The sequence below is a fragment of the Mesorhizobium sp. RCAM 05099 genome, assembly GCF_059683685.1.
On sequence record NZ_CM185035.1, the window covers coordinates 2,031,542 to 2,054,069 of the forward strand.

Here is a 22,528-nt window from a genome sequence, read left to right on the forward strand (position 1 = left end):
TTTTGTAGAGAGTACGATGACCGATCTGGTTAGACCGAGAGTCAAATATGTTATCGGGCCTGACGGCAGCCCTCTTACGATTGCCGATCTGCCGCCGACGAACACACGTCGCTGGGTTATCCGGCGCAAGGCGGAAGTGGTTGCGGCGGTGCGCGGCGGGCTTTTGAGCCTCGACGAGGCATGCCAGCGCTACAAGCTGACCACCGAGGAATTCCTGTCCTGGCAGGCGTCGATCGACGAATATGGCCTTGCCGGGCTGCGCACCACGCGCATCCAGCAATACCGGCATTAGCAAAGTTTGCTTCCGGAACGGCGATCGTGGGTCAAGGGGCGGCGCAAGCCGTCCTTTTTTTCGCGAGCGGGCACGCTGATTGATCGCCCACTACTACGTAAAGTCGCGTGCCGACCTGCGGGTGCGAGCCATGGGGCGGCGCGCCCTCCTTCGGAGTCCCACAGGGCGAGGCTAGGGCCGCTTCCCGGTCGGCATGACCGGACTCTAGCTCACAAACGAGCCAAGAAAGTCGTTGACCAAATCCTCCCTCGTCTCTGAAAAAAGACTTTCGATGGTCAGGTCCATCTCTTTTTGGGCGATGATGGCGTCGATCTGCGCGGTTGGGAGGGGATTGCTGAATCGGCAACTCAGCGTGTGCTGTGTTCTTTGAACCAGATAGCAGCTCACGAGTTCGGATTTTTCGTCACCAAATTGCAGGTAAAAGTAATCCGGACTGCCTGAAAAGCCGCCGACATACAGCGCCGCTCCGCCTTCAGACAGGTCCAGCATGCGGAAATTGGCGCTCTGGACCTCTCGCAGGCCGTGGGACGGGAAGATGAGGCGAACAAGGAAATTGACGTCCCTTCGAACCCATCTGCGTTTTTCCTTCGTGTTCTCAGAATACTTCACGGGTTTTCCCCAAAAAGACTTAGATGTCCAAGTATTCCTCAGCACCCACTTTGGGAGCATGGAGTGAAAAGGCTTAAGGATCGATAAGAGGTTCCGTTCGAATTGGTTCTTCCTATGTGACGTTGGGAGAGCCCATCCGCTTCTTCAACATCATTGATCGCGCCTTGTGGCCGGGCCGAGGCGAGACGCTCGCGCCGCAGCAGGTTTCGTCCGCGTCCGCGCGCCTGAAACAAGGGCGGCGAGGGCGCGGCGATCCGCGCGCTTTGTGTTTTTCGGAGCGAGCCTTTTGACGCTCAGGCTGTCAACACCACTTTGCCGATCGGCTTGGTGGCGAGAAAGGCGTGTGCGGCGCCTGCCTGCTCGAGCGGGAAGCTTTTCGCCACATGGACGGCGAGCTTTTTGGCATCGATCAACTGGGCGAGATTCAGCAAGCCCTCACGGTCCGGCACGACGGACATGCGCTCGACCCGGACGCCCTGCGCGCTGGCCTGCGTCTTCGTCGCATCGCTGACATTGAGCAATGACACCAGCACGCCGCCACGCTTGAGCACCTTCAGCGAATGTTCTGCATGGTCGCCGCCAACAGTCTCCAGCACGAGATCGATGTCGCGAAGCTTGTCCGCGAAATCGCCCTGGGTGTAGTCGAGAACCTCATCGGCGCCGAGCGAGCGGGCGAAATCGAGCTTCTGCGGGCTGGTGGTGGCGATGACGTAGGCGCCGTGCGCCTTGGCGATCTGCACCGCCAGATGGCCAACGCCGCCGGCTGCCGCGTGGATCAGCACGCGCTGGCCCGATTTCAATCCGCCATGGCGGACGAGGCCCTGCCGGGCGGTGAGGCCGGCCAGCGGCAATGCGCCCGCCTGGATGTGGTCGGCGCCGCTGGGCTTCGGCGCGATTTCGTCAGCGGGCACCGCGGCCAACTCGGCGTAAGCCGCCGCCTGCTTGGGGAAGCGCGGCATGCCGAACACCTCGTCGCCGATCTCGAAGCCCGAGACCCCGGCGCCCAGCGCCTCGACCGTTCCCGAGATATCCCAGCCGAGAATGAAGGGCGGCTCACCGAGAAGCTTATAGTGGCCGGCGCGGACGGCGCCATCGACTGGATTGATACCGGCGGCCTTGACCCGGACCAGCACTTCGCCGGCCTTCGGCGTGGGGTCGGGCTGATCGGAGATGACAAGGACGTCGGGTCCGCCGACGGAATTCTGGATAACGGCACGCATGGGATGTCTCCTGCTCGGTTCGTGCCACTATCATTTGGATAGTAGTAGTCTATTGTCTAGTATGTACCTTTTCGATATATAGGCACCTCATGGATAGTGATAGCGACTCCCCCTTCGGCTATGATGCGTTCCGGCGAACGTGTCCTTCGCACACCGTGCTGGAGATGCTGGCCAGCAAATGGGTTTATCTGGTGGTCTGCGCGCTGCGCAAAGGCCGGCTGCGCAATGGCGAGCTTGCCCGCAAGCTTGAAGGCATTACGCCGAAGATGCTGACGCAGACGTTGCGCGCGCTCGAGCGCGACGGCCTGGTGCGGCGCGAGATCTTCCCGGTCATCCCGCCGCGCGTCGAATATGAACTGACCGAGCTCGGCCAGAATCTGGCGGGGCTGCTCACCCAGATCAGGTCTTGGGCGGAGCAACATGCACCCGACATCAAGGATGCGCGGGCACGGGCAACCGCCGAAAATGAGGGGAATTGGGCCGCTTGAGGGCAGTCTTCAGGTCTGCTCGATCGAGCTTTTCATGACCTTCGGCCAAGACCGGCACAGGGAGCAAGACTGGCGCCGGGATACCGCGCCCGCCTGAGTGGCAGGCGCCGGCGCCACGGACAGGCCGGGCTTCAGCCGATCATCGCACTGCGGCCGCCGATTTCGGCTTCGCGAATCTTGGTGTCGCGTGATTCGAGCATTTCCGCCTTGGAAAGCTCCGCTTCAGCTTCGCCGAGTAGTGATTCGGCAGCGCTTCGCTGCTGGGCGAGGTCGCTTTGCGAGTTTCTGAGATTGTCGCGGCGCAAACGCGCCGCCTTGGCAAAGGTCGGATAGGCGAAATGGTTGATATCGGTGATGCCGGCTTTCTTTTCCTCGGCGGTGATCTGAAGCTCAAGCTCGACGGCCATGCGTTCGAACTCGGCGATCATCATGTCGAGCTGCAGCAGCTGCCGCCGCTTCTCATTCACCCGAAACTGCTTCAGCCGAACGAGGTTTTCACGTGACTTCATGATTCGGTACTCCCGGAAACGCACACCCGCACATATCGTCGATCCACCTGGAAAGGCTCAGGCGTTGCCCGTTTCCACTGGCTTTCCCGGAACTATGGGAAACAAAACCCTAAAGTTTTTTGCCGGCGGTAACCATTCGTTTACGGGCATTGTTAATCATACGTGTCAGGGCTTAAGGCCGGGTAAAAATTCCGGCCGCCGATACGGAAGCGCGTCGATGAGTCCCTGGAGTCACTTAGTCCAGGTTATTAATGTGTCGCATTAGGAATTTTGGTCTGTGATTCGTTATTAGATTCAAGAGGGTGTAGAAAGGGGTTAAAAAATCTGGTACCGTCGTGGACGGGAAATTAGGTTTTGTTAACCATTCGATGGCAGCCTCTGCAAAGGCAACCACTGCTCCGGTCCAGGACGGGTCGTGAAATGGTCCGGCGGCAGAAAAGGGGAATGAAATGCGTGTTCTGCTGATAGAAGATGACAGTGCAACCGCACAAAGCATCGAACTGATGCTGAAATCGGAAAGTTTCAATGTCTATACGACGGACCTCGGTGAAGAGGGGGTCGATCTGGGCAAGCTCTACGACTACGACATCATTCTTCTCGACCTCAACCTGCCTGACATGTCGGGTTATGAGGTCTTGAGAACCCTTCGCCTTTCCAAGGTAAAGACGCCGATCCTTATCCTGTCAGGCATGGCCGGTATCGAGGACAAGGTACGCGGCCTCGGCTTCGGCGCCGACGACTACATGACCAAGCCGTTCCACAAGGACGAGCTGGTCGCCCGTATTCACGCCATCGTGCGGCGCTCCAAGGGGCATGCCCAGTCGGTCATCACCACCGGCGACCTGGTGGTCAATCTCGATGCCAAGACTGTTGAAGTCGGCGGCCAGCGCGTGCATCTCACCGGCAAGGAATATCAGATGCTGGAGCTGCTCTCGCTGCGCAAGGGCACCACGCTGACCAAGGAAATGTTCCTCAACCACCTCTATGGCGGCATGGACGAGCCCGAGCTGAAGATCATCGACGTCTTCATCTGCAAGTTGCGCAAGAAGCTCGACGCGGCATCCGGCGGCCAGAACTACATCGAGACGGTCTGGGGCCGCGGCTACGTGTTGCGCGAACCGGAAGACATCCGCGTTAGCGCCTGAGCGAAAGGCACCGTCCGAACCTGTCTTTCTCGATAAAAAAACCCGGCTCTGGCCGGGTTTTTGCTTGATGGGCCGACGATTGGCCAGAGCGGTTCGACATGGAAAGCTCTTCCGCTGTAACTGTCAGTTTTTGCGCAATTCCGGACGGGAGATCGTCACACGCTTCCTGGAGCTACTCCAGGTGGCCGGCCGAATCAGGCGGCGATCTTCAAGGTGCGAAAACGCTCGAGCAGTTGCGGCCGGTTGAATGGCTTCAGGAGATAGCCCTGGGCGCCGGCGCGCTTGGCCCGCATGATCGAAGCGATATCGAGTTCGACCAGCGAAATCAGGATCTGCGGCCTGATCAGGCTGTCCATGGCGCGCACGCGACGGATGAGATCGACGGCGGCTACATCCGGCAAGGCGCCGTCGACGATGATGATGTCGGGCATGTCGGCCGCGCACATCTCCAGCGCGTCAAGTCCGCTGGCGGCTTCTATGACCACCATGTCGGAGCCGCCCAGGATGCGTTTTGCAACCTTCCTGATGACGCTTGAATCGTCGACGAACATGCAGCGTGTCATTTCCGGGTCCTCTTTGCCTTCTGGCAATCCGGTAGCGTCGGGGCATCCGGACTGCACCATAGGCCGATCTGGTAAAGAAGCCGAAAAGCCATTAGGTAAAATTTTTGAAAAGATGCCATTCGCAGGCTGTTCTTCGCAATGCTTCGCAACGGCCGCTTGGCGAAGCTCGTCTCACTTCAATTGAAAAGCCGCCGCGGATATTGCGGCTTGGAATACTTCGGTTTCTCTGAGGTCAGGCGCGAATTTCAGGCAGCTGATTTCAGGCAGCTGAAAGGACGATTTCTTCCGGCGTGGCGTGGATCGAAATCGTCATGTTGGCCTCACGCGCCAGAAGCAGCGTGTAATAAGGCTGTACCGAATGCGCGTCGATCGGTTCCTCCGGCTTGTGGCCGGAATGCAGTTCGAGGAATTTTGGCGGCACGCGCAGCATCGGGCCGCTCGCCGCGAGCGCAAAGCGTGGCTCGGTTTCGAGGTTTTCAAGGGTCACGGAAAGCTTGCCGCCGCGCGGAATGGCGGCGTTGGCGATGAGGAGCAGGTTGAGCAGCAGCTTGACCTTGTTCTTGGGCAGCAGCGCGCGGGTTCCGTTCCAGCTCAGTTCCGGCTTCTCGTTCTTGAGGAAAGCGATGGCGACGGCTTCGGCGTCGCCGGTATCGATCAGCATGCCGGCCGAGCCGGCGGCGCCGAAAGCGATACGGGCGAATTGCAGCCGCGCCGAAGCGTTGCGGGCGCTCTGGCGGATCAGCTTCATGGCGTCTTCGTCGGCGCCGCCTTCGTCGAGCAGTTCGAGCCCGTTGTTGATCGCGCCGACCGGCGAGATGATGTCGTGACAGACCCGGCTGCACAGAAGCGCTGCCAGATCGGGTGCGGAAAGGGTGAACAGATCGGCCATCGGCGAAAATCCCTGCAAAATTTCACAAACTACGGCCGAGCGATCGATCGTCGCCTGCCCACACGAATCACGCTCTCTCTCCCCGGGCTCCTGAATACACAGCGCCCGTGCGTGCGGCAACAAATCCAAAATTGTGGTCATGGCAAATGGCGTGTTCACGCAGGCTGCCGATGAGCGATCCGAAACAGCCTTTGAACCGCCATGTTCATGTGGGAGCTTAATGGTTGAAAAAGGATTACGGCATAGTTTGCCCGTAACAGTTACCCTTAACGGCCGGCTAAAAGAGCCGTACGGGTGCGAGGCGTCGGCGAAGGTGCTCCCTGACGGAGATTGGAAGCATGTTTTCCCGATTCTACGACCGGAGGTTTTTCCGTGTCACCTCTGACCGGACCCTGTTCCGTGTCATCTCTGACCGGATTTCGTTCCGTGTCATCGCAGACCGGGCATTTGTCCGTGTCGTATCAATGACGATCGCGCTCATGGGCGTTCTCGTCTTCTCGACTTCAGCCCTGCGGGCCCAGGAATATACCGCTCAGGAGATAGTCGATTCCGGTCACAAGTTCTTCGGCGCGACATCGGGCGGGCTCGCCACGGTCGTCGAGAAGATCTTTGCTTCCTACGGCCTGCCCAACGGTTATCTGCTGGGCGAAGAGGGCTCGGGCGCGCTGATCGGCGGCCTGACCTATGGCGAAGGCACGCTCTACACCAAGAATGCCGGTGATCACAAAGTGTTCTGGCAAGGCCCATCGCTCGGCTGGGATTTCGGCGGCGAGGGGTCGCGGGTGATGATGCTGGTCTACAATCTCGACGATGTGAGCAGCCTCTACAACCGCTATGGCGGCGTTGCCGGTTCGGCCTATGTGGTGGCGGGCGTCGGCTTCAATGTGCTGAAGAACAACAATGTGCTGCTGGTGCCGATCCGCACCGGCGTCGGCGCTCGACTCGGCGTCAATCTCGGCTACCTGAAGCTTACCGAGCGTGCCACGTGGAATCCGTTCTGAGGTGAACCCATCCAGTTGCGGCAAAAGCTTGCCGCAACGCTGGATTTCCGCCATGCCAACGTGGCACAGTCCAGCTTTCGTCCATAACGGGTGGTCACTTGGTTCAGTCGTTCCTGTTCTTTGCCCTCGGCTTCCTCTGCGCTGGATTTCTGGCGCTGATGGTTGCCCCGGCCATATGGCGGCGGGCCGTCGCCCTGACGCGCAAGCGCATCGAAGCCTCGATACCGTTGACGCAAACCGAGATCCAGGCCGACAAGGACCGTATCCGGGCCGAGTTCGCCATGTCGGCTCGTCGTCTCGAAATGAGCGTCAAGGCGTTGCGCGAGAAGACGGCGGAGCAGCTGGTCGAGATCAACCGTGGCCGCGAGGCCCTGAAGGGCCTGGCGGTCGAGCGCATGGACAAGAACCAGGCGCTTAGCGAACTGGGGGTCAAGGGTGAAATGCTGCGGCAGCGCGAGGGCGAGCTGCAGCTTCTGTCGGACCGGCTCAAGGAAACCGAACGCAAGCTGGAAAAGCGCGCACTCGAGCTCGAAAAGCTGGAGCGCATGTATGATGACGCCAGTTTTTCGTCCAGCAGCCGACAGATCGAGCTCGTGGCGCGCGAATCCGAATTGCAGAAACTCGCCAGCGACATTGCGCTGCTGCGCGGCCAGCGCAAGGAGGCGGACAGGCGCAACCAGGAGATCGCCGCCGAGAGCAAGGCCGCGCGCGATGCCCTGAAAGCCGAGAAGAAAAGGACCGCCGAGCTCGATAAGAAGCTCGAACGGCTGCTTGCCACGCTCGCCGATCGCGAGGAAAAGCTCGACCGCCGCGAAAAGGAACTGGCGCGGCTCCGTGAAAAGTCGAAAGCCGAGGACAGCGCACCGGCCGTGCGGCTGGTCGGCAAGGACGGTCAAGTTGCCAAGGGCGATGAGGTCGACAAGGCGATCGCCAAGCTCGACAGCGAACGTGAACGGCTCGAGACGAGGCTGACGGCGCTGGCGCGCGAGAACAAGCGGTTGAAAGCGGATCTCGATGCGATGGCCGCGTCCGGTCCGACGGATGGCAGCTCCGCATTGCGCGAGCAGATGAACGAACTGGCGGCCGAGGTCGTCCACCTGACGGCCAAGCTCGAGGGGCCTGATTCGCCGATCGCCGGGGCGCTGGCGGCACCCTCGGATGCACGCTCCGGCAGCGGCGGCCGCAGCCTTGCGGATCGCGTGCGGGCGCTGCAGAAGGCCGTCGCGGCAAACTGAGATCAGTCCCTGTTTGCAGAAAAATGATGCAGCGCGATGGCTGACGCCGCGGCGACGTTCAGGCTGTCGAAGCCTTGCGCCATGCCAATGCGCACCGTGTGCAGGCGGGCAAGCAGGCTTTCGGGCAGGCCTTCGCCCTCGGTGCCGAGATAGAGCGCCAGGCGCTCGCCCGGCCGCGCATCGCGTATGTCGGTCTGCCCGCGTGGCGACAGCGCAAACTGGCGATAGAAGCGGCGGTCAAGCGATGCCGTGAAGTCGGCGACGTCGATGAATGACGCGAACGGGATTTTGAGCGCGGCGCCGACCGAAACGCGGATCGCCTTGCGGTAGAGCGGATCGCAGCATGTCGCATCCAGCAATACCGCATCGGCGCCAAAGGCGGCGGCGTTGCGGAAGATTGCACCCATATTGTCATGATTGGCGATGCCGACGAGCACCACGATCAGCGCGCGGGCCGGCAAGGTATCGAGCAGGGCCTTTGCCGGTTGCGGCGCACCCTTGCGGCCTATGGCCAGGATGCCGCGATGCATGTGAAACCCGGCGATCGCGTCCATCACTGCACCGGTGGCGACATAGACCGGCAGGTCCGCCGGTGCCTTGCGCAGGATGCCCTCGAGGCCGGCCAGCCGGTTTTCCAGAATCAGCACCGATTCGGCTGCAAAACGTCCTGTCGACAGCAGCAGGTCGAGCACCACCTTGCCTTCGGCAACGAAGCGGCCTTGCCGGCCGGCGAGGTCACGCTCGCGGATATCGAGATAGGCGGCAACACGCGGGTCTTGCGGGTCGTCGATACGAATGGGATCCATGCGTTCCTCGCGGCCATCGTCCGAAAAACCGATCGGCTCCCGAAGCATACCTGGGTTCGAAAAGCACGATGCGACAATTCAGGACTATCGGCTATCTCCGTGCGTCCGGATGGACGCACGTCGCCGCGAAAGCATTATCACCGACTACAAGGCCGGCCGGTCAGGTCCCGGCGCGCCGCAAGCGTTGCGCCATGTGGGACAACTCATCCTGGCCGCTGCCGAAAATGCCGTCCAGCATGCCGAGCAGTTCACGCACGGCGTCGGACTTGCAGGAATAGTAGATCATCTGGCGATCGCGACGGGTTTCCACGAGATCGAGGGCCCGCAACTTGGCCAGATGTTGCGACAGGGCGGATTGGCTGAGCATTACCTTCTCGGCGATGGCGCCGACCGACATTTCGCCGTCGGTCAGGTAGCTCATGATCAACAGCCGTTTTTCATTGCCCATCAGCATCAGAAATTCGGCTGCCGATTCGGCGTTGGCTATTAGCTTAGTCGAGACCATCGATCCCCCGTGCCTTTTGCTCATCCCGACGCCATGGGGGCAATGGCATCTGATTCCATAAACTCACTTGTGAATAGGCGCTGGCGAGTCAGCTCCACTAGCAAAGGTAGAACATTTCGTTCAAATCTCAAGCATTGCTTTTGATCCAACACGATTAAGTGTCAGTTTTTGTGTTGGTGCCGGTTCTGGCGATCCTGGCCATCTCGACCAGAACTTGTCGCAATTCCCGTGCCGCCGCCAAAGGTTGCGGGAAGAAGACCCGGCAAACATTGTCGCCCGACACCAGATCCATGCCATCGGCATCGAATCCGGCAATGGTCCAGCCGTCGCCGGAAGCCTTGGCGAAATGACGCGCATAAACGGCGATCGCGTCGAGATGGTCGGCGTTCATATGGTCGACGGCGGATTGTTCGCTTTCGGCCAACTCCTCGACGATCGGTCCGTTGGTGAGCAGGCTGGATCGATCGAGCTGATAAGCCTTGCCGAAGCCGCCATTCAGGCTGGCGTGTTGCGGCTCGAGTCGAAAAATCGAAAAGTCGCCAAGCCCGGCGTAGAGGCTCGCCTTGGGATTGCGGTTGAGATAACGGCGCTCGGCGCGTGCGTGCGCGTTCGATCCACGCTCGAGGCGTGCCGCCTGGCAGACCAGCGTCAGGCGTGGATGCGCCAGCGGGTCGCCCTTCCCGGGCTCGCCGACCAGCAGGGAACAGCGCGGATCGGCAAGCAGGGCGCCGGTGTGCGCCGAGAGCATTGAAACCAGGATCAGTGGCGCGCCGTCGGTGTCCGTGGCCACGCCGACCCTGCTGGCCAGCGGCGAGCCGGTTTGCGGCTCGATCACCGCCAGCGCGCCGAAACGGGCGCGGCGCAGGAGCGTCTTCGCCAGGCGGATCGCCTCGGCGTCAGTCTTGCGGATCACTGCTTTCTTCTGGTCCGTCAAAACGCCCATCGCAATAAGCTGATTTTTCTTCTCTAGTTATTGGCCAGCATGCCTAATTTGACAAGGTCGTAGATCTCGGTTTTCGCAAAGCCGAAACGCGCCAGCACTGTCGACGGTGACAGATCCTCGTCGCCAGGCATCGTTGCCGGTGTCGGCCGTGAGCCCGAGAAACGCGGTGCCGGTGCAGGGCGCTCAAACGCGCCCGTCGTCACGAAGGCATCGCGCGACCGATTGTGCGGATGGCGCTTCGCTTCACGCAGCGACAGGACCGGAGCAACGCAGGCATCGGTTTCGGCGAACAGCCGGTCCCAGTCGTCGCGTGATTTCCGCCTGATCCGGTCGGCAATGGCGGCGCGCATCGGGGGCCACAGCGACTTGTCATACTGGCCGGGCACAAACCGCTCATCGAGTGGCAGCAACCTGGCGAATTCGGCGAAGAATTGCGGTTCCAGGCAGCCTATGGCGATGTACCGGCCATCCGCCGTCTCATAGGTGTCGTAGAAGGGAGCGCCGGAATCGAGCAGGTTCGCGCCGCGCCTTTCGTCCCAAAGGCCGGCCGCCGTCAAGGCGTGCAGGGGCGTCGCCAGCATCGAGGCGCCCTCAACCATCGCGGCGTCGATTACCTGGCCCTTGCCCGTGCGCGAGCGTTGGAACAGGGCGGCCAGCACGCCGGCAACCAGCATCATGGTGCCGCCGCCATAGTCGGCGACGAGGTTGAGCGGCGGCACGGGGCGGCTGTCCGCGTGGCCTATTGCGTGCAGCAGGCCCGAATAGGCAAGGTAGGTGATGTCGTGGCCGGCACGGCCCGCGAGTGGTCCATCCTGGCCGAAGCCGGTCATGCGGCCGTAGATCAGAGCCGGATTGCGCGCCAGAACGATATCCGGACCGAGGCCAAACTGCTCCATGACGCCCGGGCGAAAGCCTTCGACCAGAAGGTCGGCCTTTTCGGCAAGGCGCAGCGCCAGTTCGGTGCCTTCCTGGCGCTTCAGGTCGATGCGCAGGATGGAGCGGCCGTGACGATCGATGTTGTATTCATCCGCCAGCGACAGGAGCGGCCGGTCCAAACCAGCCCGTTCGATGCGCAGCACCTGCGCGCCCATCTCTGAAAGCATCAGGCCCGCCAACGGCACGGGACCGAGCCCGGCCATCTCGATCACCTTCAGCCCGGCAAGCGGACCGGTCTTTCCGGCTGTGGATATGCCGGTGTTCATGACCAGCTATTTCGGGGCCATGCGGATGGCGCCGTCGAGGCGGATGGTTTCGCCGTTCAGCATCTGGTTCTCGATGATGTGCAACGCAAGGGCCGCATATTCGGATGGCTCGCCCAGACGTGACGGGAAGGGCACCGCGGCACCCAGCGAATCCTGCACCTCCTGCGGCATGCCGGCCACCATCGGTGTCTTGAAGATACCGGGCGCGATGGTGCAGACCCGGATACCGGAACGGGCAAGGTCGCGCGCCACCGGCAGCGTCATGCCGACGACGCCACCCTTGGAGGCTGAATAGGCGGCCTGGCCGATCTGGCCGTCATAGGCGGCGACAGAAGCGGTGTTGACGATGACACCACGCTCGCCGCCTTGCAGCGGCTCGAGCACGGCGGCACGGTCAGCGACGAGACGGATCATGTTGAAAGTGCCGATCAAATTGACTTCGATGACCTTGCGGTACTGATCGAGGGGATGGGGGCCATCCTTGCCGATCGTCTTCACGCCGATGGCGATGCCAGCGCAATTGACGAGGATACGTGGCTCACCAAGCTTGGCGGCGACCTCGGCGAGAGCGGCAGTGCCACCGTCGGCGCTGCTGACATCGCATTGAACGGCAATGCCGCCGATCTCGGCCGCAACCTTTGCCGCGCGGTCAATGCCAATGTCGAAGATGGCGACGCGGGCGCCCTTGGCGGCAAGCGCGCGCGCCGTTGCCTCGCCAAGACCGGAACCGCCGCCGGTAACGATCGCGATCTGGCCATTCGGGTTCATGGCGTCATCCTTCTAGATGAGAACAGGAACTGATCAGGCGCCAGGTCGGCTCGCAAGGTCAAGCCATCGCCGTGATGTGATCGGCAACCCTGGCCTGATCGGCGTGGCAGACTTCGCCCGCGAGCACGGCGACCGCGCCCGGCTTGATCTCATGCGACAGCAGCCGGTCGAGATCGACAGGGCGTGGCATCGAAATCTGGCCGCGCGGGATCCTCTTGAAGCCGAGCGGTCCGTAATAGGGCTCGTCACCGACCAGCATGACGGCGGGCGCACCGGCCTTGGCGGCCGCTTCCAGCGCGATCGCCACCAGTCGGCGGCCGATGCCGAGATTCTTGAAGGCCGGCCGCACCGCAAGCGGCCCGAGCATCAGGGCGCGGCCGGCGCCGGCGGCGATACGGGTCATGCGCACCGAAGCGACAACGGTATCGCCATCAACGGCGACAAAGGACAGCGACCGCTCGTGCCCTCCGGCCTCGCGGATCTTGTAGGCGGCCAGCACGAAACGGCCGGGCCCGAAGGCTTCGTCATTGATGGCTTCGATCTGAAGGTCATGCGCCGGGGTTTCCGGCAGGTATTTCACGTCGGCAAGGCTCATGGTCTTTGCGTTCCGGGATAGGAGGAAAGGTTTGCTGCAAACGGCAGCATTCGCCAGTCAGCGCTTCATCAAGCGCGGGCGCCCTTTCGTCGTCGGTCAAACCGGATCAAGGCAAAGTCGAACATGCGGATTGTCCGCTAGCATCAATTTCCCGCCGCTGCAATCGGAGGCTTCTTGGGCCACGCCGTCGCTTGACGGTCTGTTCAGCGTCAGGCGATTCCGCGCGGGCGCCTGGCGTCCTACATGGAGGGCAAGCAGGAAAGGAACATACAATGGGATTGCTGGTCGACGGCAAATGGCAGGACCGCTGGTATGACACCAAGGACAGCGGCGGCAAGTTCGTGCGGGCGCGATCGCATTGGCGCGACTGGATCACCCGCGATGGAGCGCCAGCCGAAGGCCGCAGCCGCGGCTTCAAGGCGGAGCCCGGCCGCTATCACCTCTATGTCTCGCTTGCTTGCCCGTGGGCCCACCGGACGCTGATCTTTCGCGCGCTGAAGAAGCTCGAAGGCATCATATCGGTGTCGGTGGTGCATCATTTCATGGGTGCCAACGGCTGGACGTTCCTGGCCGAGGACGGCGCCACCGGCGACACGCTCTATGGTCTCGACTTCCTGCACCAGATCTACACCAAGGCCGATCCGGCCTATTCGGGCCGGGTAACGGTGCCGGTGCTGTGGGACAAAAAGGAGCAGACCATCGTCTCCAACGAATCCTCCGAGATCATCCGCATGCTGAATTCAGCCTTCGATGAATGGGGGGACGCCAGCCTCGATTTCTATCCGCAGGCGTTGCGCGGCGAGATCGATGCGATCAACGCGCTGGTCTATCCCGCAGTCAACAACGGCGTCTATCGTGCAGGCTTCGCAACCACGCAAGGCGCCTATGAGGAAGCATTCGGTGAACTGTTCTCGGCGCTCGACACACTGGAGGACCGCCTCTCGGGACAACGCTATCTGGTCGGCGATCGCATCACCGAGGCCGACTGGCGGCTGTTCACCACGCTGGTGCGCTTCGACCCGGTCTATGTCGGCCATTTCAAATGCAATCTGCGCCGCATCGCCGACTATCCGAACCTGTCGAACTATCTGCGCGATCTCTATCAGGTGCCTGGCGTCGCGGAGACCGTGAACCTGCATCACATCAAGGCGCATTATTACGGCAGCCACGAGACGATCAATCCGACCCGGATCGTGCCGGTTGGCCCTGAACTCGATTATGCCCAGCCGCATGACCGGGCGCGGTTCCGCAAGGCGGCTTGATCTACCAGTAAGGCGATGCGGGCTCGCCGCCAAAAATCTCGGCGATCCGGCGTAGCGTTGCCGGTGTCGTGCCTTCCGGCAAGCGGTCGAGCGGGAAGAAGCCTGCCTCGGCGATCTCGTGATCCGGCAGCTTCGGCGCGGTCTGGCTGAAGTGCTCGATCAGGTAGAGGCCTACATGGTCGCGGCGGCTGGAGCGGCGGTTGAAATGCATCGACCTCAGCACCGGCGGGGCGTTCAGCGCGATGTTGCCTTCCTCGGCAAGTTCGCGCGTCAGCGCCTCGGCAAGCGTCTCGCCCACCTCGACCCCGCCACCGGGAAGTTGCCAGCCCGGAACATAGGTATGGCGAATGAGGAAGACTGAATTGGTTGCCTTGTCTTGAACGAGGGCGCGCACGCCAAGCGTCATCGGTCGCCGCAGCACGAAATAGAGATGGAACAGCCTTGCCCTGAGCCCTGCCCAGCCGGTCTGACGGAAAACGTCTTGCGAGCCGGTCGTCATCAGTAGAGAAACCGTGGGTGGAAAGCGGGAAGCGCGTCGCTTATGAAAGACGGATGTTCAGGCTCGCGCATATTTCCGATGTCCATCTGGGGCCGCTTCCCGATGTAACCTATCGCGATCTCGCCTCCAAGCGGGTGCTCGGTTACGTCAACTGGCAGCGCAATCGCCGCCGCCACATGCATGACGCCGTCATCGACACGATCGTCGCCGACATCAAGGCGAGGAGCCCCGATCACCTCGCCGTCACTGGCGACCTGGTCAATCTGGCGCTCGACGCCGAGATCGAAATGGCCGGTACTGGCTGGAGACGCTGGGATCGCCGCATGATGTTTCGGTCGTTCCGGGAAACCACGACGCCTATGTCCCCGGGGCCTTCGACAAGGTCTGCCGGTCATGGGCGGCGTGGATGAGCGGCGACGGCATCAACACGCCGGTCGACCGCAACGCCTTCCCCTATCTGCGCGAGCGCGGCGATGTCGCGCTGATCGGCGTCTCGACGGCGCGCGCCACCGCGCCGTTCATGGCCAACGGTTTCTTCATGGAAGGGCAGGCGGGTCGGCTGGGCAAGATTCTCGACGCGACGGGCAAGCAAGGACTGTTTCGCGTGATCATGATCCATCATCCGCCGGTGCGCGGCGCGGTCGCGCAGCAAAAGCGGCTGTTCGGCATTGCCCGCTTCCACAAGATCATTCGCCGCCATGGCGCCGAGCTCGTCCTGCACGGCCATTCGCACCTGCCGTCGCTGTTCTTCATCGGCACCCGGGGCACCCGGGTTCCGGTGGTCGGCGTCGCCGCCGCCGGCCAGGCGCCGGGCGGCAAGCACCCGGCGGCGCAGTACAATCTGTTCGACATCGACGGCGAAAAGGGCAATTGGCGGATCCAGCTTACCCGGCGTGGCCTGACCGGGCCAGCAATACCGCCATCCGATCTGCAGACGCTGGAACTGGGTGCTCCAGCCGCTACGGTCGCAGGCTGAGGACCATGGCCACGATGCGGTCCCAGAACAAGGCGACCGACACCGCCAGCCCAACCAGCGCGCCAGCGGCGATCAGGCCAAGGCCGGACAGGAACGCCGACCAGCCCGCGCCGCGCGTCGTCGACCGCAATGGTGGCTCGGCTTCCCGAACGTCGGCGCGTTTCAGGCCGGCGACGGCCGGCTCGACGCCACCTTCCATCATCCTCTGACGCTCGACGACACGTTCGGCGACGTAGCGCGTCACGGAATCGGCAACGGACTTCATCTCGGTCGATTCGGCAAGCACCACACGGCCGACGCGGGTGTCCCTGAGGAAGCGATAGGTGCGGCGGTCCCGTCCCATCGCGACATGGCTGACGGCGTCGATCCACAGCCGCGGCTGCAAGCCGGACGAGACGACGAAGTCGAAATTGTCCATGTCGGCAGGAACATCGGCAAAAACCGGCGCCAGTTCCGCGGCAAGCAAATCGAGGCGCATGCGATGAGCTTCGCGCATATCGACGACGACGTCGTCACGGTCGGCAAAGGCATTCTTCACATCACGGATGGCGTCGGACAGTGTTTTCGACGGATCGTTTATCTTCTCGCCTGCTTCCTTCATTGGCGTTCGCCTCGCGGGTTTGGTTAACACGGAGTTAACACAGACGCCGGCAAAATGCACTGGCGAGATCGGTGGGATCAAGACGTTCCGGAAGGCATCGCGCCCAACAGAGTCAGCTGGCCGCGGCGGCGAATTTCAGGCGATGTCGCCTGGCGCGGCGGTTGATGTTGCGGCGAATGATCTCGGCGACGAGGTCTGGGGCTTCCTCGGCCAGCATATGGCCAGCCTCCAGCACATGATGCACATGAAAATGCGCCGGCAGACCATCCGCCTGGGTAAAGGGCAGCACTGTGTCATCTGTTCCCCACACCACCATCACCGGCATGTTCAGCCCTTCGAGGCGGTCGCGCGGGATGACGCCTTGCCGATCGTCCGTGGTCATGCCGGCCGCGATCTCGACAAGCTTCGGCAACTGGCCGGAACGCTTGCGCATGTCGCAAAGCACGTCGACGATGCGCTCCGCAGGGAGGCTGCGGGGGCCTGACATGGCGGCAAGGCAAGCGTGGATCTCGGCTTTGTCGACGGCGCCGGCAAAGCGGCGCAACAGCGGGCCGTTGATCTCGGGGCCAAAGCCGCCTGGAGCCAGAAGCGTCAGCGAGGCCACTTTTCCGGGCTCGGCCAACGCCATCAGCGTCGCCACCGCGCCGCCCATCGAGTGGCCGACGAGATGAACGCGCTTCAGCCCACGCGCCGACAGATCGGCGAGAATGGCCTTTGCCGCCACCTTGGCTGGACCGGCCGCGGGAAAATCGAGCGACAGCCCGTGCCCCGGCAGATCATAGGCCAGCGTGCGCGCGGAAGGCGCCAGCGAGGAGATCACCTCGCGCCAGACGTCGTGGCAGCCACCGAAACCATGCAGCAGGACGATGGTCTTCGAACCAACACCCTGTTCAGCGGCAAAAAGCGATGAGGTCATGAAAGCTGAAGGCTTTGAATTATTTATTATTGCAGGATGCGCGAGATCGAATGTGGCTGAATTGCTCCTTGTCCAGGGCGATAGCCAGTAAAATCTTCGCGATTGGCAACGGTTGCCGGCAGAACCCCAAGGCCAATTGACACTTGGTGATCGGAGCGCACCGTATTCTTCGTGGCGTGGTGCGTCATGCTACGGTCCTGCATGTCGTTCGTGCTAGCTGGCGTTGCCGAGCCCGGCGGCGTGCAAGGCATTGACCAGCCGATCGGTCAGGTCGGCCGGGTATTTCCTGTCGACGAAGGTTGCGCGTGGATTGGCGGCAAAATTCGGAAATTTGGCGGTCAGTTCATCGATCAACTTGCGCGCCTGATTGTCATGGCCAGCGATCTTGGCGCCGATCAGCCGGGCGGCGAGATAATGCGATTTTGTTGCAGTCGTTCTCAACGCGTTGCTGGCTATGGTGGCCTTGTCCATGTCGCCAAGCATGAATTCGCCGGCGAAGAGTCCGAAATCCCACCATGTCGGATGGCCACTGGAGACATCCACGGCATGGGCCAGAAGCGGTGTTCCCTCGGCGTAGCGGCCGGCGAAAACCAGCCCATAGCCATAGGCGGCGGCCATGGCGACATCGTAGGAATTGAGGTCATAGGCCTTGCGCATCCAGCGCAGCGCTTCGTCGGCATTACCAAGGCGCGAATAGATGTAGCCATAGGCGCGATGCGCTGAAGGGCTGGTCGGCCCCATCTGCACTGCGCGGTGGGCAAATGTCAGCGCCCTCTCGATCGTCGCATCCGGCGGATAGGCGTAGTGGTCGTTCACTGCCTCGAGGTGCAGCGAGGCGAGTTCGGAATAAACCAGCGATGATTTTGCACCGTTGTTGGCCAGGGTTTCCAGGCAGCGATAAGCGGCCTCGTGGGTTCTGGCGTTCTGGTCGAGATAGTATTTGCCGTTGAGCAGCAGGCACTGCGTCAGGCCGTTCTGAATGCCGCTTTGCTCGATATAACTGTAGATCGTGCCGGAAGCGGGAAGGGCCGAACTGAGGATGCCGGCGATACTGTCCTCGACTGTGGCCGGAGTGCTGTCGTCGGCAATCAGGTTGCGCGACAAAAGCACCCGTCCGGTTGCCACGCTCTGCAATTCGATCGTGACATCGCCCGCGTCAGGTCCAGGCAGCACCTCGAAGAGGAAGCTGGTTGCATTGGTAGCCGGATCGGTCGTGTTGACGGCGTCGCGACCGATGAAATCGATCGTATCGAAGCTGCTCAGGCCGGCGCGCAGCGATGCGGCGACGCGGTTGCCTTCGGGGCCATCGGCCTTGACGGCGATATAGACGAGCGGCAGTGCTTCACTCACCGGTGACGGCACGATGCTGCTGGTTTGGCCGGTGGTCTCAAGCGATGCCGGCATCTCGCCTCCCGCCAGCAAGGCACCATCGCCCTGACGCAGGATGAGAATGCCGAGCATGGCGATGACCAGGGCGATCGCCATCCAGAAGAACTGGAGATGGCGCGCCACCGAGGGGGCCGGTGCCAGCAATGCAGCGGCGGGAACAGCGTCTCCCACGTCGCTGGATCGTTCGGATGGAGCCGCCGCCTCCGCTTGCCCGGCAGGCTCCAGGGCTTCCGGCAGGCGGATCGCATTGAGCTCATAGGCTGGAACATAGCCGCCGCGTGGAATGGCGATGCGGACGGGCTCGGCGACGCCTTCGTTGGCGAAATAGTGTTGCAGCAGGTCGCGCAACCTGCCCGCCTGCACCCGGACCACGGCATCGGTCGACGGATCGAAATCGCCGTCCTTGCCGAAGACGTCCATGGCGATGGAGAAGCCCTTCAGCCTGTCGGCTTCCCCTGCCTGCTCGCGCTCGACAAGATAGCGAAGCAGTTTACGCGCGCGCTCGGATCTCCCGAACGTTTCGCTGGCAAGCAGTCGCTCCAGTGTCTCGCGCACTGCGGGGGCGGCAGGCGTCGCATGCTGCAAGTGTCGATCCTTTCGAAGTCGGCACAGGTTGAGGCGCGATCATATCGTTCCCGCACCACCACACAAGTATACACCCATTATGCGATCACGTACCCCACCGGATAATTCAGCGGTGGTTAATGATGCGAAGGATCGGAACCGATCACCGGATGGGGATAGTCCCGACCTTCGTTCTGGTCGCGCCTCAACCGGCCCTTTTGCCGACGATACGGTTGGCGGCGGACGTCACCGCTTCCAGCGAAGCGGCAACGATGTTGGTGTTGATGCCGGCGCCGAACAGCTTGCCATCAGGATATTCCATCTCGACATAGGAGATGGCCGAGGCGTTCGAGCCACGCTGCATCGAGTGCTCGGAATAGTCGAGAACCGACATCTCGACGCCGAGATGACGCGACAGTGCATCGACGAAGCCGTCGATCGGACCAGTGCCGGTGCCTGATATCGTCACTTCCTTGCCGTTGTCGAGGATGGTCGCCTCGACCACGCGTCGGCCCTTGACCGCGGTGTCCGGATAGGTGTGGTGATCGAGGAATTTCAGCCGGGCGCCGGGCTGGTCGACATAGGTCTCGAGAAAGCGCTCGTAGATGCGCCTGGCCGGCACTTCCTTGCCCTCGGCATCGGTGATCGCCTGGATTTCCTGGCTGAATTCGATCTGCAGGTTGCGCGGCAGGTTGAGGCCGTAATCGGCCTGCAGCACATAGGCGATGCCGCCTTTGCCCGACTGCGAGTTGATGCGGATGATCGCTTCGTAGCTACGGCCCACATCGGCCGGATCGATCGGCAGATAAGGCACTTCCCACAGGCTCTTGTTGGCCTTCTTCAGCGCCTTCATGCCCTTGTTGATGGCATCCTGGTGCGAACCGGAAAAGGCCGTGTAGACGAGCTCGCCGACATAGGGGTGGCGCTCGGGGATCTTCAGCTGGTTCGAATATTCATAGACGTCCTTCATCCGGTTGATGTCGGAGCAGTCGATCCCCGGATCGACACCTTGCGTGTACATGTTGAGCGCCAAGGTGACGATGTCGACGTTGCCGGTGCGCTCGCCATTGCCGAACAGCGTGCCTTCGACGCGGTCGGCGCCAGCCATCAGGCCGAGCTCGGTGGTGGCGACGCCGGTGCCGCGGTCATTGTGCGGATGCAGCGAGATCAGCAGGTTCTCCCGGTTGTCGAGGTTGCGGCACATCCATTCGATGCGGTCGGCATAGATGTTGGGCGTCGACATCTCGACCGTCGACGGCAGATTGATGATCAGCTTGTTGTCGGGGGTCGGCCTGACGATCTCGGTGACGGCGTTGCAGATATCCAGCGCTACTTCGAGTTCGGTGCCGGTGAAGCTTTCCGGCGAATATTCGAAGCGAAAGCCGCCGCCAGCCTTGGCAGCCATGTCGGTGATCATCTTGGCGGCGTCGGTCGCGATGCGCTTGATGCCGCCGATGTCTTTTTCGAAGACGACGCGGCGCTGCAATTCGCTGGTCGAATTGTAAAAATGGACGATCGGGTTGGTGGCGCCCTTGAGCGCCTCGAAGGTGCGGGTGATCAGTTCCGGCCGACACTGCACCAGCACTTGCAGCGAGACATCGGCGGGCACGTTGCCCTCTTCGATGCACCAACGGGCAAAATCGAAATCGGTCTGCGATGCGGAGGGGAAACCGATCTCGATCTCCTTGAAGCCCATGTCGAGTAGCAACGCGAACATGCGCGCCTTGCGATCGTGGCCCATCGGATCGATCAGCGCCTGGTTGCCGTCGCGCAGGTCGACGGAGCACCAGATCGGCGCCTTGTCGATGACCTTCGAGGGCCATGTGCGGTCGGTGAGGCCAACGGTTGGATAGGGTTGATATTTGCGGGCCGCATCAGGCATGCCCCGGCTCTTCATGCTCTTTGCGGTGTCCTTGCCGGCTACCGCGGCATCAGGGCGGATTTCTTCTCGTGCGTTCATCGTCGTTTCTCCCGGCGGCCCGCGGATCCGCCTTCAGACGGAGTGCTGGCGAGTGGCGCCTTTACCAGATTTTCGTTCGCTTGATATGAGTGCCAAGGAGCATGCGCTTGCGCGGCGGTTCGACCGCCGGGCGCTCCTTCAGCGAACCCGGCGATCGCCGATAAGGCCGAGAAGCAGCAGGGTGGAAGCCAGCGCGCGCACGGTCTCGCCGGGAAAACCGGTCGGACGGGTAGCGTTGGTGGCGCGCGTGTTCATGGCGGCTCTCATACAGGAGCGGCTCGTGGGAGGCAAGTGGGACCGCATGGCGGGCCCGTGTTTGTCGAGCAATGTCCCCAACGCGAGTGCTCTTCCCCGCGCGCTGCAAATGCGCCAGACTTGGACGTCGATGGGGCCGCGATGTCCTGTCGTCGGGAGGGGTCATCCATGAATTTCGTGTTCTTCTCGCCGCATTTTCCCACCAACGGCGCCGATTTTTGCGATCGGCTGAAGAAGGCCGGGGCCACGGTGCTCGGCATCGGCGATGCACCCTATGACGCGCTGGACGGCAAGCTGAAGGCAGCGCTTTCGGAATACTACCGTGTCGCCGACATGGAGGACTATGAGCCCGTGTTCCGGGCGATGGGGCATTTCATCCACAAATGGGGCCGCATCGACCGTTTTGAATCGCTCAACGAGCATTGGCTGGAGCTGGAAGCCAACATCCGCACCGACTTCAACATCTACGGCACCAAACTCGATTTCGTGAAGAATTTGAAACGCAAGAGCCGCATGCGCGCCTTCTTCCGCAAGAGCGGGGTGGACACCATCGCGCAGCGCAAATGCTCCGACCGAACCGGGGCCATGACCTTCATCCGCCGCGTCGGCTATCCGGTGGTGGTCAAGCCCGACACCGGCTCCGGCGCCTCGAACACCTTCAAGATCTCCAACGCCGGGGAACTCGATCAGTTCTTCAAGGACAAGCCCGAGGATGTGACCTTCGTCATGGAGCAGTTCATCGAGGGGCTGGTGGTGACGTTCGACGGGCTGGTCAACCGCGACGGCGAGGTGGTGCTGGCCGCCAGCCACCGCTACGACCAGAGCGTCATGGAGGTGGTCAACAAGGACCGCCACATGAGCTACACCTGCTTCCCCCGGATCAGCCCGGCGGTCGAGGAGGCCGGCCGCAAGATCCTGAAGGCGTTCGACGTGCGCGAGCGCTTCTTCCACATCGAGCTGTTCGAGACCAGCGACGACCGTGTCATCGCGCTGGAGGTCAACATGCGACCGCCCGGCGCCTGGATGACCGATGCGATCAACTACACGTTCGACATCGACGTCTATGCGGCCTGGGCCGACATGGTGGTCAAGGACGCCGCCAGTGGCCCCTATGAGGGCAAGTATTTCACCGCTTACGCCAGCCGCAAGCGCCACCTCCACTATTTGCACAGCCATGAGGACGTGCTAGCGGCGCACCGCGACAAGATCGTCCACCATCAGGCCATCGAAGAGGTTTTCAGCCGCGCCATGGGAAATTACGCCTACCAGATGCGCTCGAAGGACGCGGCGGCGCTGCGCGAGGCGGTCGCCTACATCCACGCGGAAAAGGCGTGAG

The 22,528-nt window shown here is 62.0% G+C and carries 23 protein-coding genes and 1 pseudogene; 8 read left to right on the plus strand and 16 right to left on the minus strand.

The window, feature by feature from the left end; all coding sequences use genetic code 11:
• The first annotated feature begins 16 nt into the window (after nt 1–16).
• On the plus strand, nt 17–292 hold the full coding sequence (gene sciP / locus AC56QQ_RS09925) for a CtrA inhibitor SciP (RefSeq protein ID WP_013529904.1): 276 nt from the start codon (nt 17–19) through the stop codon (nt 290–292).
• 204 nt (nt 293–496) lie between these two features.
• On the opposite strand, the gene AC56QQ_RS09930 is transcribed toward sciP, so the two are convergent.
• The gene (locus AC56QQ_RS09930) at nt 497–901 is read right to left on the minus strand and encodes a hypothetical protein (protein WP_489862911.1); all 405 of its coding nucleotides are present in this window, start codon (nt 899–901) and stop codon (nt 497–499) included.
• Nucleotides 902–1,194: 293 nt separating this feature from the next.
• Nucleotides 1,195–2,121, minus strand: a complete 927-nt coding sequence (locus AC56QQ_RS09935; RefSeq protein WP_497126712.1) for an NADP-dependent oxidoreductase — start codon at nt 2,119–2,121, stop codon at nt 1,195–1,197.
• An 89-nt stretch (nt 2,122–2,210) separates the two neighbouring features.
• Between AC56QQ_RS09935 and AC56QQ_RS09940 the strand changes: the two genes are divergently transcribed.
• Nucleotides 2,211–2,609, plus strand: coding sequence for a winged helix-turn-helix transcriptional regulator (locus AC56QQ_RS09940; RefSeq protein WP_497126714.1), 399 nt, complete (start codon nt 2,211–2,213; stop codon nt 2,607–2,609).
• Nucleotides 2,610–2,740: 131 nt separating this feature from the next.
• Here the strand turns inward: AC56QQ_RS09940 and AC56QQ_RS09945 are convergent, their stop codons facing one another.
• Nucleotides 2,741–3,118 carry a flagellar export protein FliJ gene (locus AC56QQ_RS09945; RefSeq protein ID WP_091578987.1) on the minus strand — a complete coding sequence of 126 codons (378 nt, stop codon included), beginning with the start codon at nt 3,116–3,118 and terminating at the stop codon, nt 2,741–2,743.
• 449 nt (nt 3,119–3,567) lie between these two features.
• Between AC56QQ_RS09945 and ctrA the strand changes: the two genes are divergently transcribed.
• The gene (gene ctrA / locus AC56QQ_RS09950; protein ID WP_006203583.1) at nt 3,568–4,263 is read left to right on the plus strand and encodes a response regulator transcription factor CtrA; all 696 of its coding nucleotides are present in this window, start codon (nt 3,568–3,570) and stop codon (nt 4,261–4,263) included.
• 194 nt (nt 4,264–4,457) lie between these two features.
• Here ctrA and AC56QQ_RS09955 read toward each other — a convergent pair whose 3' ends face one another.
• A complete protein-coding gene (locus AC56QQ_RS09955) occupies nt 4,458–4,826 on the minus strand; it encodes a response regulator (protein WP_489862908.1) in 369 nt (122 codons plus the stop codon).
• A 259-nt stretch (nt 4,827–5,085) separates the two neighbouring features.
• The gene (gene chpT, locus AC56QQ_RS09960) at nt 5,086–5,715 is read right to left on the minus strand and encodes a histidine phosphotransferase ChpT (protein ID WP_497126716.1); all 630 of its coding nucleotides are present in this window, start codon (nt 5,713–5,715) and stop codon (nt 5,086–5,088) included.
• Nucleotides 5,716–6,179: 464 nt separating this feature from the next.
• On the opposite strand from chpT, the gene AC56QQ_RS09965 reads away from it, so the two are divergent.
• Complete coding sequence (locus tag AC56QQ_RS09965; RefSeq protein ID WP_091578993.1) at nt 6,180–6,716, plus strand: DUF1134 domain-containing protein; 537 nt, start codon at nt 6,180–6,182, stop codon at nt 6,714–6,716.
• A gap of 98 nt (nt 6,717–6,814) precedes the next feature.
• Nucleotides 6,815–7,951 (plus strand): coiled-coil domain-containing protein, encoded by a 1,137-nt coding sequence (locus tag AC56QQ_RS09970; protein ID WP_497126718.1) that lies wholly within the window; start codon nt 6,815–6,817, stop codon nt 7,949–7,951.
• A gap of 2 nt (nt 7,952–7,953) precedes the next feature.
• Here the strand turns inward: AC56QQ_RS09970 and AC56QQ_RS09975 are convergent, their stop codons facing one another.
• The 6 genes from AC56QQ_RS09975 to AC56QQ_RS10000 all read right to left on the minus strand — a co-directional run bounded on the left by AC56QQ_RS09975 (nt 7,954) and on the right by AC56QQ_RS10000 (nt 12,770).
• Nucleotides 7,954–8,757, minus strand: a complete 804-nt coding sequence (locus tag AC56QQ_RS09975; protein ID WP_497126720.1) for a TrmH family RNA methyltransferase — start codon at nt 8,755–8,757, stop codon at nt 7,954–7,956.
• A gap of 160 nt (nt 8,758–8,917) precedes the next feature.
• Entirely contained in the window at nt 8,918–9,262 is a 345-nt protein-coding gene (locus AC56QQ_RS09980; protein WP_091578996.1) for an ArsR/SmtB family transcription factor, read from the minus strand.
• A gap of 154 nt (nt 9,263–9,416) precedes the next feature.
• Nucleotides 9,417–10,205, minus strand: a complete 789-nt coding sequence (locus tag AC56QQ_RS09985) for a HugZ family pyridoxamine 5'-phosphate oxidase (protein WP_497126722.1) — start codon at nt 10,203–10,205, stop codon at nt 9,417–9,419.
• A gap of 23 nt (nt 10,206–10,228) precedes the next feature.
• Nucleotides 10,229–11,407: a CaiB/BaiF CoA transferase family protein gene (locus tag AC56QQ_RS09990; RefSeq protein ID WP_497126724.1), complete on the minus strand. Its 1,179-nt coding sequence runs from the start codon at nt 11,405–11,407 to the stop codon at nt 10,229–10,231.
• A 6-nt stretch (nt 11,408–11,413) separates the two neighbouring features.
• Entirely contained in the window at nt 11,414–12,175 is a 762-nt protein-coding gene (locus AC56QQ_RS09995) for a 3-hydroxyacyl-CoA dehydrogenase (RefSeq protein ID WP_497126726.1), read from the minus strand.
• Nucleotides 12,176–12,233: 58 nt separating this feature from the next.
• Nucleotides 12,234–12,770 (minus strand): GNAT family N-acetyltransferase, encoded by a 537-nt coding sequence (locus tag AC56QQ_RS10000; protein WP_497126728.1) that lies wholly within the window; start codon nt 12,768–12,770, stop codon nt 12,234–12,236.
• Nucleotides 12,771–13,042: 272 nt separating this feature from the next.
• On the opposite strand from AC56QQ_RS10000, the gene AC56QQ_RS10005 reads away from it, so the two are divergent.
• Complete coding sequence (locus AC56QQ_RS10005; protein WP_497126730.1) at nt 13,043–14,032, plus strand: glutathione S-transferase family protein; 990 nt, start codon at nt 13,043–13,045, stop codon at nt 14,030–14,032.
• 1 nt (nt 14,033) lies between these two features.
• Here AC56QQ_RS10005 and AC56QQ_RS10010 read toward each other — a convergent pair whose 3' ends face one another.
• On the minus strand, nt 14,034–14,531 hold the full coding sequence (locus AC56QQ_RS10010; RefSeq protein WP_497126732.1) for an NUDIX domain-containing protein: 498 nt from the start codon (nt 14,529–14,531) through the stop codon (nt 14,034–14,036).
• 53 nt (nt 14,532–14,584) lie between these two features.
• On the opposite strand from AC56QQ_RS10010, the pseudogene AC56QQ_RS10015 reads away from it, so the two are divergent.
• A pseudogene (locus AC56QQ_RS10015) lies at nt 14,585–15,507 on the plus strand (metallophosphoesterase family protein).
• On the opposite strand, the gene AC56QQ_RS10020 reads toward AC56QQ_RS10015, so the two are convergent.
• The 4 genes from AC56QQ_RS10020 to leuA all read right to left on the minus strand — a co-directional run bounded on the left by AC56QQ_RS10020 (nt 15,491) and on the right by leuA (nt 20,937).
• On the minus strand, nt 15,491–16,108 hold the full coding sequence (locus AC56QQ_RS10020) for a hypothetical protein (RefSeq protein WP_497126734.1): 618 nt from the start codon (nt 16,106–16,108) through the stop codon (nt 15,491–15,493). The pseudogene AC56QQ_RS10015 and the gene AC56QQ_RS10020 sit on opposite strands and share 17 nt — an antisense overlap.
• Before the next feature lie 112 nt (nt 16,109–16,220).
• Nucleotides 16,221–17,024 (minus strand): alpha/beta fold hydrolase, encoded by an 804-nt coding sequence (locus AC56QQ_RS10025; RefSeq protein ID WP_497126736.1) that lies wholly within the window; start codon nt 17,022–17,024, stop codon nt 16,221–16,223.
• Between the two features lie 213 nt (nt 17,025–17,237).
• On the minus strand, nt 17,238–18,998 hold the full coding sequence (locus AC56QQ_RS10030) for a tetratricopeptide repeat protein (RefSeq protein ID WP_497126738.1): 1,761 nt from the start codon (nt 18,996–18,998) through the stop codon (nt 17,238–17,240).
• A 184-nt stretch (nt 18,999–19,182) separates the two neighbouring features.
• On the minus strand, nt 19,183–20,937 hold the full coding sequence (gene leuA / locus AC56QQ_RS10035) for a 2-isopropylmalate synthase (RefSeq protein WP_497126740.1): 1,755 nt from the start codon (nt 20,935–20,937) through the stop codon (nt 19,183–19,185).
• A 423-nt stretch (nt 20,938–21,360) separates the two neighbouring features.
• Here leuA and AC56QQ_RS10040 point away from each other — a divergent pair, with 423 nt between their 5' ends.
• Nucleotides 21,361–22,527 (plus strand): ATP-grasp domain-containing protein, encoded by a 1,167-nt coding sequence (locus AC56QQ_RS10040; RefSeq protein WP_497126742.1) that lies wholly within the window; start codon nt 21,361–21,363, stop codon nt 22,525–22,527.
• The last annotated feature ends 1 nt before the right edge of the window (nt 22,528 follow it).

What these genes read in the sequence shown, in the direction of transcription:
- AC56QQ_RS10025 (WP_497126736.1), bottom strand. Translation starts at nt 17,024, where the DNA reads ATGACCTCATCGCTTTTTGCCGCTGAACAGGGTGTTGGTTCGAAGACC.
- AC56QQ_RS10020 (WP_497126734.1), bottom strand. Translation starts at nt 16,108, where the DNA reads ATGAAGGAAGCAGGCGAGAAGATAAACGATCCGTCGAAAACACTGTCC.
- AC56QQ_RS10000 (WP_497126728.1), bottom strand. Translation starts at nt 12,770, where the DNA reads ATGAGCCTTGCCGACGTGAAATACCTGCCGGAAACCCCGGCGCATGAC.
- AC56QQ_RS09945 (WP_091578987.1), bottom strand. Translation starts at nt 3,118, where the DNA reads ATGAAGTCACGTGAAAACCTCGTTCGGCTGAAGCAGTTTCGGGTGAAT.
- leuA (WP_497126740.1), bottom strand. Translation starts at nt 20,937, where the DNA reads ATGAACGCACGAGAAGAAATCCGCCCTGATGCCGCGGTAGCCGGCAAG.
- AC56QQ_RS09980 (WP_091578996.1), bottom strand. Translation starts at nt 9,262, where the DNA reads ATGGTCTCGACTAAGCTAATAGCCAACGCCGAATCGGCAGCCGAATTT.
- AC56QQ_RS09990 (WP_497126724.1), bottom strand. Translation starts at nt 11,407, where the DNA reads ATGAACACCGGCATATCCACAGCCGGAAAGACCGGTCCGCTTGCCGGG.
- AC56QQ_RS09965 (WP_091578993.1), top strand. Translation starts at nt 6,180, where the DNA reads ATGACGATCGCGCTCATGGGCGTTCTCGTCTTCTCGACTTCAGCCCTG.
- sciP (WP_013529904.1), top strand. Translation starts at nt 17, where the DNA reads ATGACCGATCTGGTTAGACCGAGAGTCAAATATGTTATCGGGCCTGAC.
- AC56QQ_RS10040 (WP_497126742.1), top strand. Translation starts at nt 21,361, where the DNA reads ATGAATTTCGTGTTCTTCTCGCCGCATTTTCCCACCAACGGCGCCGAT.
- AC56QQ_RS10010 (WP_497126732.1), bottom strand. Translation starts at nt 14,531, where the DNA reads ATGACGACCGGCTCGCAAGACGTTTTCCGTCAGACCGGCTGGGCAGGG.
- AC56QQ_RS09975 (WP_497126720.1), bottom strand. Translation starts at nt 8,757, where the DNA reads ATGGATCCCATTCGTATCGACGACCCGCAAGACCCGCGTGTTGCCGCC.
- AC56QQ_RS10005 (WP_497126730.1), top strand. Translation starts at nt 13,043, where the DNA reads ATGGGATTGCTGGTCGACGGCAAATGGCAGGACCGCTGGTATGACACC.
- ctrA (WP_006203583.1), top strand. Translation starts at nt 3,568, where the DNA reads ATGCGTGTTCTGCTGATAGAAGATGACAGTGCAACCGCACAAAGCATC.
- AC56QQ_RS09985 (WP_497126722.1), bottom strand. Translation starts at nt 10,205, where the DNA reads ATGGGCGTTTTGACGGACCAGAAGAAAGCAGTGATCCGCAAGACTGAC.
- AC56QQ_RS09955 (WP_489862908.1), bottom strand. Translation starts at nt 4,826, where the DNA reads ATGACACGCTGCATGTTCGTCGACGATTCAAGCGTCATCAGGAAGGTT.
- AC56QQ_RS09935 (WP_497126712.1), bottom strand. Translation starts at nt 2,121, where the DNA reads ATGCGTGCCGTTATCCAGAATTCCGTCGGCGGACCCGACGTCCTTGTC.
- AC56QQ_RS09940 (WP_497126714.1), top strand. Translation starts at nt 2,211, where the DNA reads ATGGATAGTGATAGCGACTCCCCCTTCGGCTATGATGCGTTCCGGCGA.
- chpT (WP_497126716.1), bottom strand. Translation starts at nt 5,715, where the DNA reads ATGGCCGATCTGTTCACCCTTTCCGCACCCGATCTGGCAGCGCTTCTG.
- AC56QQ_RS09995 (WP_497126726.1), bottom strand. Translation starts at nt 12,175, where the DNA reads ATGAACCCGAATGGCCAGATCGCGATCGTTACCGGCGGCGGTTCCGGT.